Source organism: Tahibacter sp., assembly GCF_035481375.1.
Classification (GTDB): Bacteria; Pseudomonadota; Gammaproteobacteria; order Xanthomonadales; family Rhodanobacteraceae; genus Tahibacter.
On record NZ_DATIGT010000012.1, the window covers coordinates 1 to 16,847 of the forward strand.

14 protein-coding genes are annotated in these 16,847 nt (G+C 66.6%); 4 read left to right on the top strand and 10 right to left on the bottom strand.

The window, feature by feature from the left end; translation table 11 throughout:
- The 4 genes from VLF18_RS00585 to VLF18_RS00600 form a co-directional block, all read left to right on the top strand.
- On the top strand, positions 1-1,497 hold a 1,497-nt coding region (locus VLF18_RS00585), incomplete at its 5' end, for a hypothetical protein (RefSeq protein WP_325277667.1).
- Positions 1,490-2,479: a glycosyltransferase gene (locus VLF18_RS00590; protein WP_325277668.1), complete on the top strand. Its 990-nt coding sequence runs from the start codon at positions 1,490-1,492 to the stop codon at positions 2,477-2,479. The genes VLF18_RS00585 and VLF18_RS00590, both read left to right, overlap by 8 nt.
- A 72-nt stretch (positions 2,480-2,551) precedes the next feature.
- Positions 2,552-4,213, top strand: a complete 1,662-nt coding sequence (gene ettA / locus VLF18_RS00595) for an energy-dependent translational throttle protein EttA (RefSeq protein ID WP_325277669.1) — start codon at positions 2,552-2,554, stop codon at positions 4,211-4,213.
- 181 nt (positions 4,214-4,394) lie between these two features.
- On the top strand, positions 4,395-5,063 hold the full coding sequence (locus tag VLF18_RS00600) for a glycosyltransferase family A protein (protein WP_325277670.1): 669 nt from the start codon (positions 4,395-4,397) through the stop codon (positions 5,061-5,063).
- A gap of 11 nt (positions 5,064-5,074) precedes the next feature.
- On the opposite strand, the gene VLF18_RS00605 is transcribed toward VLF18_RS00600, so the two are convergent.
- The 10 genes from VLF18_RS00605 to VLF18_RS00650 all read right to left on the bottom strand — a co-directional run.
- Positions 5,075-5,953: a glycosyltransferase family 2 protein gene (locus VLF18_RS00605; protein ID WP_325277671.1), complete on the bottom strand. Its 879-nt coding sequence runs from the start codon at positions 5,951-5,953 to the stop codon at positions 5,075-5,077.
- Between the two features lie 13 nt (positions 5,954-5,966).
- Positions 5,967-7,832, bottom strand: a complete 1,866-nt coding sequence (locus tag VLF18_RS00610; RefSeq protein ID WP_325277672.1) for a hypothetical protein — start codon at positions 7,830-7,832, stop codon at positions 5,967-5,969.
- A 90-nt stretch (positions 7,833-7,922) separates the two neighbouring features.
- Positions 7,923-8,846, bottom strand: a complete 924-nt coding sequence (locus VLF18_RS00615) for a class I SAM-dependent methyltransferase (protein WP_325277673.1) — start codon at positions 8,844-8,846, stop codon at positions 7,923-7,925.
- A complete protein-coding gene (locus tag VLF18_RS00620) occupies positions 8,843-10,057 on the bottom strand; it encodes an ABC transporter ATP-binding protein (RefSeq protein ID WP_325277674.1) in 1,215 nt (404 codons plus the stop codon). Before VLF18_RS00620 ends, VLF18_RS00615 begins: the two co-directional genes overlap by 4 nt.
- A complete protein-coding gene (locus VLF18_RS00625; protein WP_325277675.1) occupies positions 10,054-10,851 on the bottom strand; it encodes an ABC transporter permease in 798 nt (265 codons plus the stop codon). Before VLF18_RS00625 ends, VLF18_RS00620 begins: the two co-directional genes overlap by 4 nt.
- 64 nt (positions 10,852-10,915) lie before the next feature.
- Positions 10,916-11,854 carry a peptidylprolyl isomerase gene (locus tag VLF18_RS00630; protein WP_325277676.1) on the bottom strand — a complete coding sequence of 313 codons (939 nt, stop codon included), beginning with the start codon at positions 11,852-11,854 and terminating at the stop codon, positions 10,916-10,918.
- A 142-nt stretch (positions 11,855-11,996) separates the two neighbouring features.
- On the bottom strand, positions 11,997-13,130 hold the full coding sequence (locus VLF18_RS00635) for a hypothetical protein (RefSeq protein WP_325277677.1): 1,134 nt from the start codon (positions 13,128-13,130) through the stop codon (positions 11,997-11,999).
- A gap of 447 nt (positions 13,131-13,577) precedes the next feature.
- Complete coding sequence (locus VLF18_RS00640) at positions 13,578-15,131, bottom strand: hypothetical protein (protein WP_325277678.1); 1,554 nt, start codon at positions 15,129-15,131, stop codon at positions 13,578-13,580.
- A gap of 125 nt (positions 15,132-15,256) precedes the next feature.
- Complete coding sequence (locus VLF18_RS00645; RefSeq protein WP_325277679.1) at positions 15,257-15,676, bottom strand: hypothetical protein; 420 nt, start codon at positions 15,674-15,676, stop codon at positions 15,257-15,259.
- A 17-nt stretch (positions 15,677-15,693) separates the two neighbouring features.
- A partial coding sequence (locus VLF18_RS00650) for a type II secretion system protein GspD (RefSeq protein WP_414717166.1) occupies positions 15,694-16,847 on the bottom strand: 1,154 nt, incomplete at its 5' end.

The window sequence follows — 16,847 nt, forward strand, 5'->3', positions numbered from 1 at the left end:
CGGCTGCTCGCGCTGCAGCCGGACTCGCCCGCCGCGCTCGAGCAGCTCGGTCTCGCCCTGATCGGCGCACAGCGCACGGCGGCGGCCGTCGAGTGCTTCCGGCGTTTGCGCACGATCGCTCCGCAGGACCGCCTCGCCCACTGGATCGAATTCCATCTGCCGGCCCTGCCCTGCTTTCGCGATGCGGACGAACGCGCAGGCTGGCTCGCGGATTTCGAGCGCGGTCTGACCGCGTTCGAGCACGACGATGTCGACCCCGCGGCGGCGCAGCGCATCCTCGGCAGCGTGACGAGCTTCGCGCTGGCCTACCAGGACGGCGCACTCGTCGATCTGCATCGCCGCCACGCGGCGCTCGTGCGCAGGCTGCTCGGTCGCGCGACCGGCGACGCCTTCGTCGACATGGCGTCACGCCGCATCGTGCGCAGGCGGCGGCGCGTCGGCATCGTGTCGAGCTGCCTGCACCAGCACTCGGTGACGCGCGCCTGGGCCGGCGCGCTATTGGCGCTGCCGCGCGACGACATCGAACTGCACGTATTTCATACCGGCCCGCGCGACGACGCGATGACGCAGCGCTTTCGCGCGCGTGCCGACCGCTACGCCGGAGGCGTCGAGCGCTTCGCGACCTGGGCGGCGCGCCTGCGCGAAGCCGACCTCGACGTGCTCGTGTTCCTCGACCTCGGTCTCGATGTCGTGAACCAGTGTCTCGCCGCGCTGCGCCACGCGCCGGTGCAGGTGTCGACCTGGGCGCATCCGGTCACGAGCGGCGCCGGCACGATCGACTATTTCGTGTCGGCGCAGGACGCCGAACCCGACGACGCGGCCGGACACTACAGCGAGACGCTCGTGCGCCTGCCGCGCCTCGGCGGCTGCTTCGCGACGCCGGCGGAACCGGTCCTGCCGCGCAGCGCCGGCACGCGCGGCACGCGCCTCGTCTGCGCGCAAAACCTGCACAAGTTGCATCCGCAGCACGACGCGCTGTTCGGCCGCATTCTCGCCGGCGCGCCGGCGGCGACCATCGACTTTATGCCGGCCGCGTCGGCCGAGCAGCTCGAGGGCTTCCGCCAGCGCGTGCATCGCAATCTCGCCGCGTTCGACATCGATCCGGCGCGCGTGCGCATCCATCCGACGCTGAGCGCGGAGGCCTATCGGCAGGTGCTGGCCGACGCCGACCTGATGCTCGACACGATCGGATTTTCCGGCGGCATCACGACGCTCGACGCGCTGTGGCAGCAGCGCCCGTGGCTGACGCTGCCCGGTGTCTGCATGCGCGGCCGCCAGAGTGCGGCGATGCTGCGGCGGCTCGGCATGGACGAACTCGTCGCGCCGTCGGCCGACGAGTTCGTCGCGCGCGCGATCGCGCTGGCCGGATCGCCCGAGCGCCGCGAGGCGCTGTCGCTGGCGATCGGCGAGCGAAAGCGACAGCTGTTTGACGACGCCGAGGTCGCAACCGCGTTCGCGGATTTCCTGCGCCACGTGCAGCCGCCGGGTCATGACTGAGCCGGCCGCCGCGGATCGCGCACGCGCCGCGCAGGCGCTGCAGCATGGCGTGGCTGCAGGCCGCGGCGGCAACTGGATGCTCGCGGCGCAACACCTGCGCGACGCATGGCGCGCCGATCCGGCTCAGCCACTCGCCGCGCAGGGGCTGCTCGAATGCGCGGCGCGGCTAGTGGGTCGCGGCCAGAGCGCACCGCGGCCGCCTCCGGCTGCGCGCGCGAGCGGCGCGATCTCGATCGTCGTCTGCAGCATCGATCCGGCGCGTCTCGCACGACTGCGCGTCGACCTCGACCGCGAACTGGCCGGCGAGGACTGGGAGCTCGTCCACGTCGAGGACGCACGCTCGCTCAACGACGGCTACGGTCGCGGTCTTGCCCGCTCGCGCGGCGAGCTCGTCGTGCTGTGCCATGACGACATCGGCATCCTCACCCGGCGTTTCGCGGCGCGACTGCGCGAACGGCTCGCCACGCACGACCTCGTCGGCGCCGCCGGAACGGATCGGCTGACCGGGCCGAAATGGTTCTGGTCGGGTCCGCCGCACACAGCGTCGTGGGTCTGCGAACCGCTCAACACCGGCTGGCTGCTCGGCCTGCTCGGTTCGCGCGGCGTCGTCATCGACGGTGCGCAGGCGCTCGACGGCCTGTTCCTCGCGGGCCGCCGCGCGGCGCTGCTCGAACTCGGTTTCGATTCGCAGACCTTCGACGGCTTCCATTTCTACGACCTCGACCTGAGCTGGCGCGCGCACCGCGCCGGGTTGCGCTGCGCCGTCGCGCTCGATCTGCTGCTGTGGCACGCCTCGGGAGGAAACTTCGCGGGGTCGTGGCAGCACTATGCGCAACGGTTCATTCAAAAGTTTCCGGACCTGGCGCCCACGACGCCGTGCGCGGCGTATCGACCGGGAACGATGTATTGCGCCGAGGAAACGCTCATCGAGCCCATCTTCGACTGGATCGGCCACTGGCTCGGCCCCGCACTGCCGGACTGAACCGCAAAGCTGGCCGCGAGGCGGTGCAATCGACGATAATCGCGGACTTTTCCGCCTTCGGAACGCATTCCCATGCAGTACGTCTACACCATGATCGGGGTCAGCAAGGTCGTGCCCCCGAAGCGCGAGATCATCAAGGACATCTCGCTGTCGTTCTTCCCCGGCGCCAAGATCGGCCTGCTCGGCCTCAACGGTTCGGGCAAATCCACGGTCCTGCGCATCATGGCCGGCGTCGACAAGGATTTCGTCGGCGAGGCGCGCCCGCAGCCTGAGCTCAAGGTCGGCTACCTGCCGCAGGAACCCGAACTCGATCCGAACAAGACCGTGCGCGAGTGCGTCGAGGAAGGCGTCTCGGAGATCCTCCATGCGCAGCAGCGCCTCGACGAGGTCTATGCGGCCTACGGCGAGGAAGGTGCGGATTTCGACAAGCTCGCCGCCGAGCAGCAGCGGCTCGAGAACATTCTCGCCGCGAACGATGCGCACACGCTGGAGCGCCAGCTCGAAGTCGCCGCCGACGCGCTGCGCCTGGCCGAGTGGGACGCGAAGATCGGCAATCTGTCGGGCGGCGAGAAGCGCCGCGTCGCGCTGTGCCGCCTGCTGCTGTCCAAGCCCGACATGCTGCTGCTCGACGAACCGACCAACCATCTCGATGCGGAATCGGTCGAGTGGCTCGAACAGTTCCTCGCCGACTTCCCAGGCACCGTCGTCGCGGTCACGCATGACCGCTACTTCCTGGACAATGCCGCAGAGTGGATTCTGGAACTCGACCGCGGCCGCGGTATTCCGTGGAAGGGCAACTACACGTCCTGGCTCGAACAGAAGGACGAGCGCCTGAAGCAGGAAGCGCAGCAGGAGAAGTCGCGCCAGAAGGCGATCCAGCGCGAACTCGAATGGGTGCGCCAGAATGCGAAGGGCCGCCAGTCCAAGGGCAAGGCGCGACTCAACCGCTTCGAGGAACTGAACTCGGTCGAGTATCAGGCACGCAACGAAACCAACGAAATCTACATTCCGCCGGGCGAACGCCTCGGCGACATGGTCATCGAGTTCAAGCACGTCTCCAAGGCGTTCGGCGACCGCCTGCTGATCGACGATCTGTCGTTCCGCGTGCCGCCGGGCGCGATCGTCGGCATCATCGGCCCGAACGGCGCCGGCAAGTCGACGTTCTTCAAGCTGCTGACCGGCGTCGAGAAGCCCGACAAGGGCGAGATCGCGATCGGCCAGACGGTCCAGCTCGCATACGTCGACCAGTCGCGCGAAAGCCTTGGCAGCACCAACACCGTATGGCAGGAAGTCTCGGGCGGCTCCGACATGATCACGGTCGGCAAGTACCAGACGCCGTCGCGCGCCTACATCGGGCGCTTCAACTTCAAGGGCCAGGACCAGCAGAAGATCGTCGGCCAGCTCTCGGGCGGCGAACGCGGTCGCCTGCATCTGGCCAAGACGCTGATGCAGGGCGGCAACGTGCTGCTGCTCGACGAACCGTCCAACGACCTCGACGTCGAAACGCTGCGCGCGCTCGAAGAAGCGCTGCTGGAATTCCCGGGCTGCGCGATGGTCATCTCGCACGACCGCTGGTTCCTCGATCGCATCGCGACGCACATCCTCGCGTTCGAAGGCGATTCGCACGTGGAGTTCTTCACGGGCAACTACCGCGAATACGAAGAAGACAAGAAGCGCCGCCTCGGCGACGAAGCTGCCAAGCCGCATCGCGTGCGCTACAAGAAGCTTGCGTGAAACTTTTTTTAGATACGCCTTCGTACGAAGATAGCTGTAGATTTCCTGTCTTTCGCTTCCTATAGTCGGCAACGCATCGCGCCGCGACGGCGCGATGCGTTGCTCGATCCCGGACCCGATCACGTCTGCATCGCTTTTGCGATAGGTCGTGTGATCGTGTCCGTCGCGAAGGAAAGCAAAGATGGTCCAACCGCGTTTCAGTGTCGTCGTGCCGCACTACGACGGCAGCGTCAGCGACGAACATTTCCTGCGCGGGATGCGCAGTCTCGCGGCACAGACGTTCCAGGACTTCGAGATCCTGCTGTACCACGACGGTCCGCTGTCGCGCGCGCTGCCCGACGTCACCGGCTTCGGCTTCGGCGAGCGCCTGCGCACCCAGGTCACCGATGAACGCCACGACGACTGGGGCCATTCGTTGCGCGACCGCGGCATCAACGACGCCCGCGGCGACTACATCGTCCATTTCAATCCCGACAACGTGCTGTATCCGAATGCACTGCGCGTCGTCGACGAGTGGCGGCAATTGCCGATTCGTCCCGGACACACGCCGGAAATGACCCAGAATCCGGAAATCCTGATCTTCGCGATCTTCATGCGCGGCATGAGCTTCTCGGGCCGCGGTTCGCTCTACCGCAATTCGAACTGGACCGACACCGGGCTGCTCTATACAGGCATGCCGGCGGCGCTCGGCCTGATCGACTGCCTGCAGGTCGTCATCAAGACCTCGCTGTGGCGCGAGATCGGCGGCTGGTACGACAAGTCCCCGGAATCCGACGGGCGGATCTATCAGCGGCTCGTCGCGTCGCGCGGCGCGCGCTACGTGCCCGCCGTGCTCGGCGAGCACTGGTAGGCCACGGGCCCCTACCCCGCGCGGCGCCATCGGCGCCAGAGCAGCAGTGGGGCGAGCACCGCGAAGCGCGACCACAGCCCGACAAACACGATGCCGCGCAGCAATGGATTGCGCGCGGCCGGATCGAAGCGGCGGAACCAGCGCCACATCCCGCGATGCTTGTGCCAAGCCACGAACACGGGCCGATGGCGGCTCGAACCGCCCTTGCCGTGCACGACCGCGATGGATCCGGCGTAGCGGACGCCGTAGCCGGCGTCACGCAGCCGGCGGCAAAGGTCCAGATCCTCGCAGTGCAGGAAATAGCCTTCGTCGAAGCCGCCGACCGCGTCGAACGCGGTGCGCGGCAGGAACATCAGCGCCCCCGACACGGCTTCGGCCGGCTGATCCTCGCCGCGCGTCCGTGCGTCGAGCGGCAGGTCGACACCTTCGCGTGCGCCCGACAGTCCGCTGAGCGTGGCGAGGCTGCGGCGCAAGGTCGGATCGCGGCGCAGCGACGCGGCTTCGTCGCTGCGGTCCGGATGCAGGATGCGGACGCCGAGCACGCCGAGATTGGCGATGGTCGCCGCATGCGCGCGCAGGCGCGCGATCGTGTCCGGTTCCACGAGGCAATCGGGGTTCAGCACGAGCAGACCATCGCCGCGCGCCAGCGCAGCGGCGCGGTTGACACCGGCGCCGAATCCGAGATTTTTCCCGTTATGGAGAATGCGGACACGGGCGTCGCCGTCGAACGCCGCAGCCACGCGCTCGATGCTGCCGTCGGTGCTCGCGTTGTCGCTGACGAGCAGTTCGACGGGAACATCGCTGCCGAGCACGCGGCGCATCGCGTCTACGATGCCCGGACCACTGTCGGCGGTGACGACGACGACGCTGGTCAGGGACGGCGTCGTCATGACGTGCGGCGGGTCAGACGCCGGCCAGCAGCTTGTCGCCGGCGTCGCGCGCGTAATCCCAGAGACGCGGCCAGGCGTCGTAGTTGTCGGCGAGGTCGCCGAGTTCTTCACGCAGCGCGCGCGCGCAGCCCGCGGCATCGAATTCCTCGCTCCAGTCGCCCAGACGCGGCGGCGCCTTGGCGATCAGCGCGCGGCCGTTCGCATCGATGATGCTGCGCACGTCGGCCTGCCAGTAGACCGGTGCGTCGGTCGCGGTCTCGAACTGCTGCTGCAGCCGTTCGATCGCGTCGGCGCGCACATAGTTGAGGTATTCGCGCAGATGCGTGACGCGCGCCGGCTCGCCGGCGCCGGCAAGGTCGCGGAAGATGTCGGCGAGCAGTCCGAGCCGCTGCGCCGCGTCGCTGGCGAGGAAGTTGCCGAACTGACGCTGGATGTAGTCGGTCGCGAAATGATTGACGCGCGGCGTGCTCGCCTGCAGCGAGCGCGTCGAGCGCCGCCGCGACTGCTCCTGCAGATGACCGACGGCGACCGGCAGTTCGAGCACGAGTGCGTCGGGATGGCAGAAATGCGCGGCGGCCGAAAACAGCGCATCCTCGCCGCGGCCGACTGCGTTCGTGCACGGCAGCAGCTGGCTGTTGTCGAACGCGAACGGCGTGAACCACGAGATGGACGACAGGCGCGCGCGATTCGTGCCCTGCCAGATGAACTGCGCCTCGATGTTGCTCATGTAGGCGTCGCGGCTTGAGCAGAGATCGGCGCGGCCGGCGGCATCGAGGTGATAGATCCAGGCCGCGCTTTCCGATCGCGCGCTGCCGTAAGTGCCCTGCTGCGTCGCGAGCACGCGCGTGTCGCTGCCCAGATGCGCGAGGCGCGCGAGATTGAGCCCGCGCAGCGATTCGCGATTGAGGCCGTACTCGCTGCGCCCGACGAGATCGCCGAGGCCGAGGCCGCAGACGTCCAGATGCAGGTTGATCGGGTCGCCGGCGATTTCCTCGCCGGCGGCGAGAGCTTCCTCCATGTTCCGGTAGAAGCGCGCGAACGGCAGTTGAGTCGGATTGAGATCGAGGCCGCCCTGGGCCAGCTCGTGGTGGCGCAGCGGCAGGCGCTGGTCGTCATCGAACAACACGAAACGGCCGCCGGCCGACAGCAGCAGCGCGAGATTCCAGCTGCGGCCGCCGCCGAAACGCGTCGCGCCGGGCTGCGGCAGCAGCATTCGCTGCAGGGCCGCCTCGCTCTGCGGCGCAGCCTTGGCGAGGCGCTCGTACAGGCGCTGGCGCTCGGCGGGGCCCACGTAGGTGACCTTGCAGCCGATCGTGCGCGCGAATTCGCGCAGCAGATCGCGATGACGGTCGATGTTCGCGGCGAGCACGGAGTCATCGAGGACGACGTAGTGCCGGCCGGCGCGGTGACGGCGTTCGTAGTCGGCGATCGATGCGAGCAGCCGTTCGAGCTGCGCCGGACGATCGCAGGCGCGCACGAAGATCGCGCGCAGCGGTGCCGGGGCGGCAGACGCGGCGCCGGCCAGCCGTTCGGTGAAGCGTGCGTCGGAGATCAGCAGATCGCGTTCGATCAGGCTTTGCAGCACGCGCGTGACCGCCTCGCGCTGGTGTTCGAGACCCGGAATCGTGCTCTGGATGCGCGCGACGTGTTCGTCGAGCGTGCGGAACTCGCGGCATTGGTCCAGCGCCTGCAGCACCTGGAACGTCATCACGTGCGCGTCGCCGGTGCGCTTGACCTGGAACACGCATTCGCTGTTCGACAGCGACGCGACGACGGCATCTTCGGATGCGAACAGCGGCGCGTTCGGGTCGGGTCGCACGGGCGCTGCCGGCGCCGGCGTCGCGTCGAAGGTGTACTGGTACTGCAGGTTGTTGCTCATGAAGCCTGTTGCCTTTGACGGAACCGGCGCGCAGCTCCGCGGGCTGCGCGCGAATCGAGATCGTGATGGCGTGTCGCGCCGCGGGCGGCGTCAGTCCGCGCCGCCGCCCCAGCGGCGCCACCAGGGACGCCGGACCGCTTCGGCCGCGCGCTTCAGCGCATCGGCGGCGGCGCGCTCGCGTTGCAACGCCGCCTCGAGCTGCGCTTCGAGTTCGGCGATGCGCGCCCCGGCAGCCATGTTCTTGCGGATTTCGTGATTGTAGTGCCGATAGAGCGATTCGTCGCGGTCGCCGAACCAGGACGCGGCGGGCAGGTCGGGCAGCGGATTCCGCGAACAGACCGCGATGTAGTACATCGGCGCGTAGCCGAGTCCGCTTTCGACGCTGCCGTCGTCGCCGGCGGTCGCGTACTGGCCCGGCGCATCGAGCGACGGCGGATCGATCGTCCAGATTGCCGACTGGAACAGCAGGCGCTGCGCGTACAGCCGCACATGGCCGAACCGGCGGCGCAGCAATGCCTCGAATTCGTCGCGATACAGCTCGCGCACGTGGTATTCGTTGCGGAAGCCGGCCGCGTCGCTGTAGGTCGCCTTGTCCGGCGAGGAGATCACGAGCAGGCCGTCGTCGGCGAGCGCGTGGCAGAGGCCGTCGAGCAGCGCGTCCTGGGCCTCGACGTGTTCGAGCGTTTCGAACGACACGACGAGGTCGAAGCCGCCGGCCGGCAGCGAAAGCCGCGTGGCGTCGGCTTCGTCGAAATGCAGGTTTGCGGTATCGGCATAGCGCGCACGCGCGTGCGCGACGGCGGCCGGGTCGACGTCGAGGCCGAGCACGGAGCCGGCGACCTGCGCAAGCAGCGCGCTGCCGTAGCCCTCGCCGCAGGCGGCGTCGAGCACGCGCTTGCCGCCAGCCCATGCCCGCACCAGCGCGTAGCGGTGCCAGTGCTCGTACCAGATCTCGCGAACGCATTCGGGCGTGAAGCGTTCGCCGGTGAATTCGAGGGCTGTGCCAGCGCTCATTCGCTGCGGCTCCTGCTCAGAGGGGCGGCATGTTCCCAGACGTGCGCCAGGCGCACCAGCCCCGATTCGGAGCTGCGTCCCTTCACGGTCACGGTGCGCTCGACCGTATCGAACAGCCGCATGCCTTCGCTGTCGAGCGGGTGCACGCGCACGGTATAGCTGCCGGGCAGCAGCGGAAGCTCGGCGATGTTCAGCACGATGCGGAAATCGCCGCCCGGCAGCGGCGCCGGCTGCACGCCGTCCATGTCGCTGCTGACGCCGTAGACCGGCGTGCCGTCGGCGCGTGCGATGCCGATGTTGACGACCGGAACGCGGCCGTCGCGCGAGGCGATCGTCGCTTCGATGACGAGCGCGGCGCCCTGATCGAGCGCGGGCAGCGTTTCGGCCTCTTCGCCGTTCACGCGCATGCAGCGCACATGGAACTCGAGCCCGCGCACGGCCTCGATGTCGCGCGCGCGCGCCGGTTCGCCCGAGGACTTGCGCTCGTGGTACGCGAGATAGGCCTGCGTCACCTCGAACACGTCGCCGCTGGCCTGCACGCGACCTTCGCGCAGCCACAGCGCCTGCCGGCACAACTTCTGGATGTGGTACATGCTGTGCGACACGAGGATCAGCGTGCCGCCCTGTTCCAGATAGTCCTCCATCCAGCGGATGCATTTTTTCTGGAACGACTCGTCGCCGACGGCGAGAACCTCGTCGGTGATCAGCAGGTCCGGGCGCGTTGCCGCGACGATCGCGAAGCCGAGGCGCACGACCATGCCTGAGGAATAGTGCTTGACCGGCTCGTCGATGTAGCGGCCGATGTCGGCGAACGCGATGATGTCGCCCAGTCGCTCGGCGAGTTCGTCGGCGGAAAATCCTTGCAGCGTGGCCGCCATAGCGATGTTGTCGCGACCGCTGTACTCGGGATGGAAGCCCGCGCCGAGTTCGAGCAGCGCACCGACGCGGCCGTTGACGCTGACGCTGCCGTGGGTCGGCGTCAGCACGCCGGTCAGCAGTTTCAGCAAGGTCGACTTGCCCGCACCGTTGTCGCCGATCAGGCCGAGCGACTGTCCGCGCGGAACAGCGAGATCCACGTCCCGCAGTACCGGCGTCAGCTCGCCCGAGGCTCGTCCCGCGAGCAGGCCGAGCAGCGCGCGCAACCGGTCGCTGCGGCGAAAAACGCGCGGGTAGCTTTTGCCGAGTCCCTGTGCGCGGACCAGGACGTTCACAGAAAATCCTCGAAATGCCGCTGCAGGCGCCGGAATGTGAACAGGCCGGCGGACAGCGCGAGCGCGACCGCGGTCACGCTGACTGCGAGCGCGACCATGCCCGGCGGTGGCGTCCCGAGCAGCGCGTAGCGCAGGTACTCGGCGAAGCCCGTCATCGGATTCGCGTCGAACCACGGCCGTACGGTTTCGGGCATGACGTAGCGTCCGTAGAACACCGGCGACAGGAACATCCAGAGCATGAGCAGCTGCGGCAGTGCCGGCGCGATGTCGCGGACGAATACCTGCAGCGCCGACAGCAGCAGCGCCAGTCCGAGCGCGAACAGGAACAGCAGCGCGAGCGCAGGCAGCATCAGGATCAGGCCTGACGGCGCGATACCCGCACCGACGATCAGCAGGATCAGCAACAGGCCGAGGTAGCCGATGCCGTGTATCGCGAACGATGCGATGACCGGCGCGAACACGAGTGCCGCCCGCGGCAGCGCGACCTTGCCGATCAGGCTCGCATTGTCCTGAATCGCCGTCGTCGCACGACTGACGGCTTCGGCGAATGCGGTCCAGGGCCAGAGCACGACGACGAGAAACGGCACGTAGCCCGGCGCGTCGGCACCGGGCAGGCGCTGCCGAAAAATGTATCCGAATACAAACGTGTAAACTGCCAGCTGCACGAGCGGCTGCAGCAGCGCCCAGGCGCCGCCGCTGAAGCTGCCGAGATACCGATTGCGCAGATCGCGGCGTGCGAGCTGCAGCGCCAGCCCCAGAGTCGGGACCAGACGGGCGGCGAATGACGTCGTCACGAGGCCCGGCGGCGGCGCGGCGATAGCGCGGCCCGCGCGACGCAGCGTCGCGCGGGCCTTGCGATCAGGGCTGTTTGACCGGTTCGCTGGCCGCCGGACCGGCCGGCGGCTCTTCGATCTTGCCGTAGCGCTCGCGCAGCGTCGCGAGCACTTCCGGCTGCGGATTCATCGTTTCGTTGCGCAGGCCGTCGATCTTCTCGCGGATCCTTGCTTCCATCCACTCGGCCTGGAGGCGCGAAATGATCGATTCGCGAACCTTCTCGTAGGGCTGCAGCTGTTCGGGCGCGGTGCTGACGAGTTTGAGAATGTGATAGCCGAACACCGTGCGGACCGGCGGCGAGATGTCGCCGATGTTTTCGAGTCTGCGCGCGGCGTCGGCGAACGGCGCGACGAAGCTTTCCGACGCGGCGTTCTCGATGAGGCCATGGTTGTCTTTCTTGCTCTGGTCGTCGGACAGCGATTCGACGAGGCTGTCGAACTGCGACGGATCCTTCGCAAGCTTCGCTGCGGTCTCGTTCGCGAGCGCGGCCGCCTGATCCGGTGTACGCGACTTGATGTCGAACAGGATGTGCTTGACGTCGTAGCGCTTGGGAATCGTGTACTTCTTCTTGTTCGCCAGATAGTCCTCCTGCGCCTGCTCGGAGAAATCCGGCGCTTTCAGCGATGCGCGGAACTTTTCCATCCGCGCGCGCGACAGCGCGTTCTCGGTCGCCAGCGCGATCTGCTGCTGCACGATCGGATCCTTGTCCAGGCCGAGCTTGAGCGCCTCATCGGCGAGCTGCTTGTCGAGCAGCATGTTGCGCAGCATGGTTTCGATGCGCTCGGGCTTGGCGACGAAGCCCTTGCGGTCGGTCTCCGGAATACGGTGCACGTAGGCATCGACGTCGCCGAGCGTGACGCGGGCAACGCCCTGAGACACGACGAGGGTGTCCGCATCCGGGTTGCCGGCCGCACCGGCGACGGCGGACGCGAGCAGTCCGGCAGCAAGTATCATGTTACGCATTGAATATCCCTAAAAAAGAAAGGGGGCGCGCCAATAGCGCGCCCTCCGAAACGAGGATTTCGATGGACCGTGACGCGGCGTGCGAGTTCCTTGCCGCGCCCGGAACGACGAACCGCGCCTGCCGGCGCGGTTCGTCGTTTCGTCAATCGATCTGATCGATGACGGTGGGCCAGCCGGTGCCCTGGATCTTCATGTTCTGGATCGTGTTGCCGCAGGTGCCCGAGCAACCGGAATTCGTCAGCGTGCTCAGCGGAGCCTGGATGATGTTCATATAGTAGGTTTCACCCGGCACGAGCTGGCAGGCATTCGTCGCGCTCGGCTGGTAGGCCCAGAGCAGCACGCTGTTGACCTGGCCGTTGTCGACGATGCACTTGACCGTCAGCGGCGCCTGAGCGACCTGCGAGAAATCACCGCAGGTCTTGCTGATCGTGTAGGACATGCGCAGCGTCTGGGGCTGCGTTTCCTCGAAGCGGAACTGACCGGCCATGCCAGGCGGGAAGTTCGACGGCACCGTGAACTTCAGCGCCACGTACTGATTGCGCTGGATCATGATGCGCTGGTTGATGTTCGCCGTGCCCGGGAACGGGCGGTTCGCACCGGCCGGGTTATGACCGAACACGTTTTCGAACAGCGTCAGGTCGGTATCGCGCGCGTCGAGATTGTTGTACTGAACTCGGCCAAAGGTCTGGCGCGTGATGCCCGCGTTGTTGACGCAGGTATCGCCGCCGCCGCCGCCGGTCGTGACCGCGACGTCCTGGGCCGACACGGCCGTGACGCTGGACCCGATCTTCGTGCAGCTCAGTTGGAACTTGTAGTTGCCGACCGTGGCCGGAATCGTGACCGGAACGCTCGCCCCTGCGGCGCACGCCGCCGCATTGGCACAGACATTACCGCTCAGCGGCCAGTTCGAAATGGTAGCCGGCGTGACGCTGCCCGCATAACTGCAGCTGTCGGCACTGGCCGTCCAGGTAATCGTATGCGTGGCGCCCGTCGTCGTGCTGGTCGGAATGTCTGCCGACGTGATGCCGTTCGTGATGACGGGGTCGGAAACCGGCGTCGCGGTCGGACAGTCAGCGCCCGCGAACGCGCCCGTCGCGAGCAACGCGCCGGTCGTCGGATCCATGGTCACGCCGTCGGCGTTCGTCGTGTACTCGCAGACTTTCGGTCCGCTGGGCGACGTCCAGGTGAGCCGCAGCGTCGTCTGCGCATTCGCAGAACCGGAGGCAACCGCGATCGTGAACAACAGCGCGGCGGCTGGCAGGCGCAATGCAGGCATTGACAAGTTCCAATTCAGATGAGAGCGGTCGAATTTTAGCGCCTGATCTGCCCTTGCGTGCAAACCCTTCGTTAAATCAAGTTGCAAGTGAACGGCACCAGACGCCGGCAGACCGGCGCGGGAATCGGCTAAACCAGCTGAAAACGGCCAAAATCGCCGTTCCGGCGGCCCATTGTCGGCCGCAGGCACCAGCCGCAACACAAGTTGCCTTGTATATTAAATTGCATCGCAGGGCTGCTTTGGGCGGTCGGCGCGCGCTGACCGTGGTCGCAAATGCGCGAATACGTCGGCATGGCAACGGTCAAGTTCGCCAACCAGGTACGGCAGTCGCGACGGCTCGTCGCCCCATCGCGGCCACGGCTCGAGCTTCGGACCGGCCCGTCACAAAAAAAGAGAGGGGCCCGAAGGCCCCTCTCCACTACTACTGCATCACTTACGCCTGATAGATCAGGAGCAAGCCGCCGTGCCGTTGGTGCAAGCACGCGAAGCGCGGTGACGGAACAGGCCGCTGTAGTTCGACAGCACGCCCGGGGCCACGTTGGCATTGATGTAGTTGACGGCTTCGAAGCCCGTCGCCGGCAGACCAGCGAACACGTCGCCGTCGATCGAAGCGCGGCTGAAGTGCGGCTGAGCAGCCGGGTTCATGCCGAGGCGCATCCAACCAGCAGCTGCGAACGGCTTGACGTTCGTGACCAGCTTCGAACCCAGCACGCCCGACTCGGTCGGAGCCGTGGAGACGTTCAGGAAGCTGATGACGTTCGTTTCCTTACACAGCGACGAAGCCGGCTGGCCCGGAGGCGGCGGCGAGAAGCCCGGAGCCGGACCGACCGGACGGCCTTCTTCACGATCGTACTGAGCGACTTCGATCTGGGTGCAGGACAGGCCTTCACCGTTACCAGCAGCGTCTTCACCGAAGGTGAAGCGGAACGGCTGGATCGCGCCCGGATCGCCCAGCGCAACGCCGAGGATCTGGTTGTCGACGTAGAAGCGCTTGGTCGGGAAGGTGACAACCCAGTCGGTGTTCGAGCCGACCGACGCGTCAACGTTGTACTCGTTGAACAGGTTGCTCGACATGAACACGGCCGAAACCGCGTCGATGGCGGCCGACGGCGTGCCGGTCGTGTCGTAGTCGGACTGGATCAGCTGACCAGCCGAACCGAACACGTAGGCGGTGGCGATGCCGAGACCCGTGTTGGCCTGAGCCAGCGACGGCGTCAGCGAGGACGTGTCGGAGAACAGCGGGATGATCGTGAAGCCGTCGATCGCGTCAGCGTTGTACGTGTAGAACGTACCCTGAGCGACGTTGACGACGCCACCGGCGCCGAACAGACCGCCGGTCGGAGCCAGCAGCTGGGTGTTCAGCGGGTCGATCGCCTGGACGACGGCGCAGTTCGCCGGGGTGCCGGCGGCCGTGTGGGTCACGGCGGTGCGGAACGTACCCGGGTTCACGAGGTCGGCCATCGAGATCAGCTCGATGTGGCCTTCACGCGTACGCGAGATGTCGGTCGGGCCCGTATCTTCGTTCACGCCGGTGTAAGCGAACGGCAGGAACTCCTGGTACGGACGGCCGGTACCGAGCGAGCCGGTCCACGCGTCCTTGTTCGGCGCCGTGCAGCTCTTGTCGGTGGTGGTGACGGCGGCGCCGTCGCCAGCCAGACCGGCGTCGGACAGCGCGAACACGCTCGCGGTCCACACGTCGAATTCCGACAGGAACAGGTTGAAGTCGAGGACTTCGCGAGAGTTGTGACCCTCGAGGAAGCGGACCTTGACAGCCTTGGCAATGTTGGTGGTGTTGACCACCGACACGATCGTCTGCTGGTTCTTGTTGACGGTGTAGTACGGATAGACCAGAACCTGGCCGGTGCCATCCGGGTTCAGCTCAACGGCGTTCGCGGTGCTGGCGATGCCGGCAAAAGCGGCGAGGCCTGCGACAACCGAAGTCGTCAGATTGTTTCTCTTCATCACAACACTCCTAATGAACCACAGGGCTTTTGCATACAACCGACCATGCTCCTCAACAGCGGTTTTGGCCCGCCTTTTTTGGGCATGGTAGGGCAACAGCGCGCCAATGCTAGAACAAAGGTCATGGCAACGCAATCCCAGGAAAACCGGCTTTTTAGGCCGGCTTATTGAGCCGGAAGGTGATACCACTGCCCCTTGATACGGAGCCATTTTTCCTTCTGGACATCGGTACTTGAGACCGGGCCGGGGACGCCGGCGGCGATCCGCAGCTCGAAATCGACGATGAGGCGGACCGTGCACGTGTCCTCGTCGGGACAGTCCTTGTCCATGAGTTCGACCTTCTTCCAGAGGACCGGCCGGGTCGACATGGAAGCGGCGTACTGATCCTTCGGATGGGTTGCGCGGTAACCCGGTGTCAGGAACTCGTAGGCGTCGGCCGCCTTGCGATCGATCAGGAGCTTCCAGCGCTCGACGGCGCGATCTTCGACGGCCGCGCCCTTCTTCGCGCCGCCGGGACCAGCAGCGCAGCCGGCCAGGAGGCCGAGCAGCGACAACGACAGCACCAGGCTCTGCAGATTCTTCATTCTCGTACTCCGATTCGTTACTTCTGTTTCTTCTTGTCGCTCTTGTCGCCGAACGCGCTCTCCAGCGTATCGCCGCCGGCGCCCTTGATCGGCGGCAGCGATTCGAAGCGACGCTGATATTCCTCGGTGATGCTCTGCGCATCCACCGCGTTGCCGACCACGCGCGGCGTGATCAGGACAATGAGCTCGGTGCGCGTGCGGTTTTTCTTCGTGTGGCCGAACAGGTTGCCGATGATCGGAATGCGGCTGAGACCCGGCACACCGTCCTTGCCGGCGACTTCCGATTCGCCGATCAGGCCGCCGAGCAGCACGGTCTGTCCGCTCTGCACGGCGATCTCGGTTTCGATCTCGCGCTTGGCGACGCTGTAGTTGCCGGTCACGTCCTGCGCGCCCGGCTTGCTGACTTCCTGCGAGACTTCCATGTAGACGAGCCCGCCCGGATTCACGCGCGGCGTCACCGTGAGGATCACGCCGACGTCGCGGAACTGCACCGAGCCGTAGCTGGTGTTGGTATTGGTGTTCGTGCCGGTGTTGATCCCGCTCAGATAGTTCTGCACGACCGGGATCTGGTCACCGACGTTGATGCGCGCTTCCTTGTTGTTGAGCACAACGAGCGACGGAGCCGACAGCGTCTTCGTGTTCGAGCTCGTCTGCAGCGCATTGACGGCAACTTCGATCTCGCTATTGATGAACGAGAAGAACAGGTTCGAGCCACTCGACGACGGCGTGTTGGTGGCGCCGAACAGGCCGCGCTGCTGATTGCCGGGCTGCGAATTGGTGAAGCGGTTGTCGCCCTGGTTGCTCGTGCCGATCAGGCCTTCGAGGAACCAGCGCACGCCGTATTCGAGATCGCCGACGAGCGACACTTCGAGAATCTTGGTTTCGATCTGGACCTGCAGCGGCTCGACGTCGAGACGTTTGATCGCACTCTGGATGATGCCCCACTGGCTCTGCGTCGCCATGACGAGGATCTGGTTGTTCTCCTCGACCGCAGTGATGCGCACTTCGGCCTCGTCGTCGCCGATCGTGAACGAAGCAGCGCCGCCGGTACCGCTGGTCGCGGCTGCCGCCTGCTTCTCGCGCGCGGCTTCGGCGCGACGGCTGCTGTCGTTCGTGCCGCGCACTTCGACCGACTGCAGGCCCGGCGCGACACCGCCGCGCGAACTCGTGC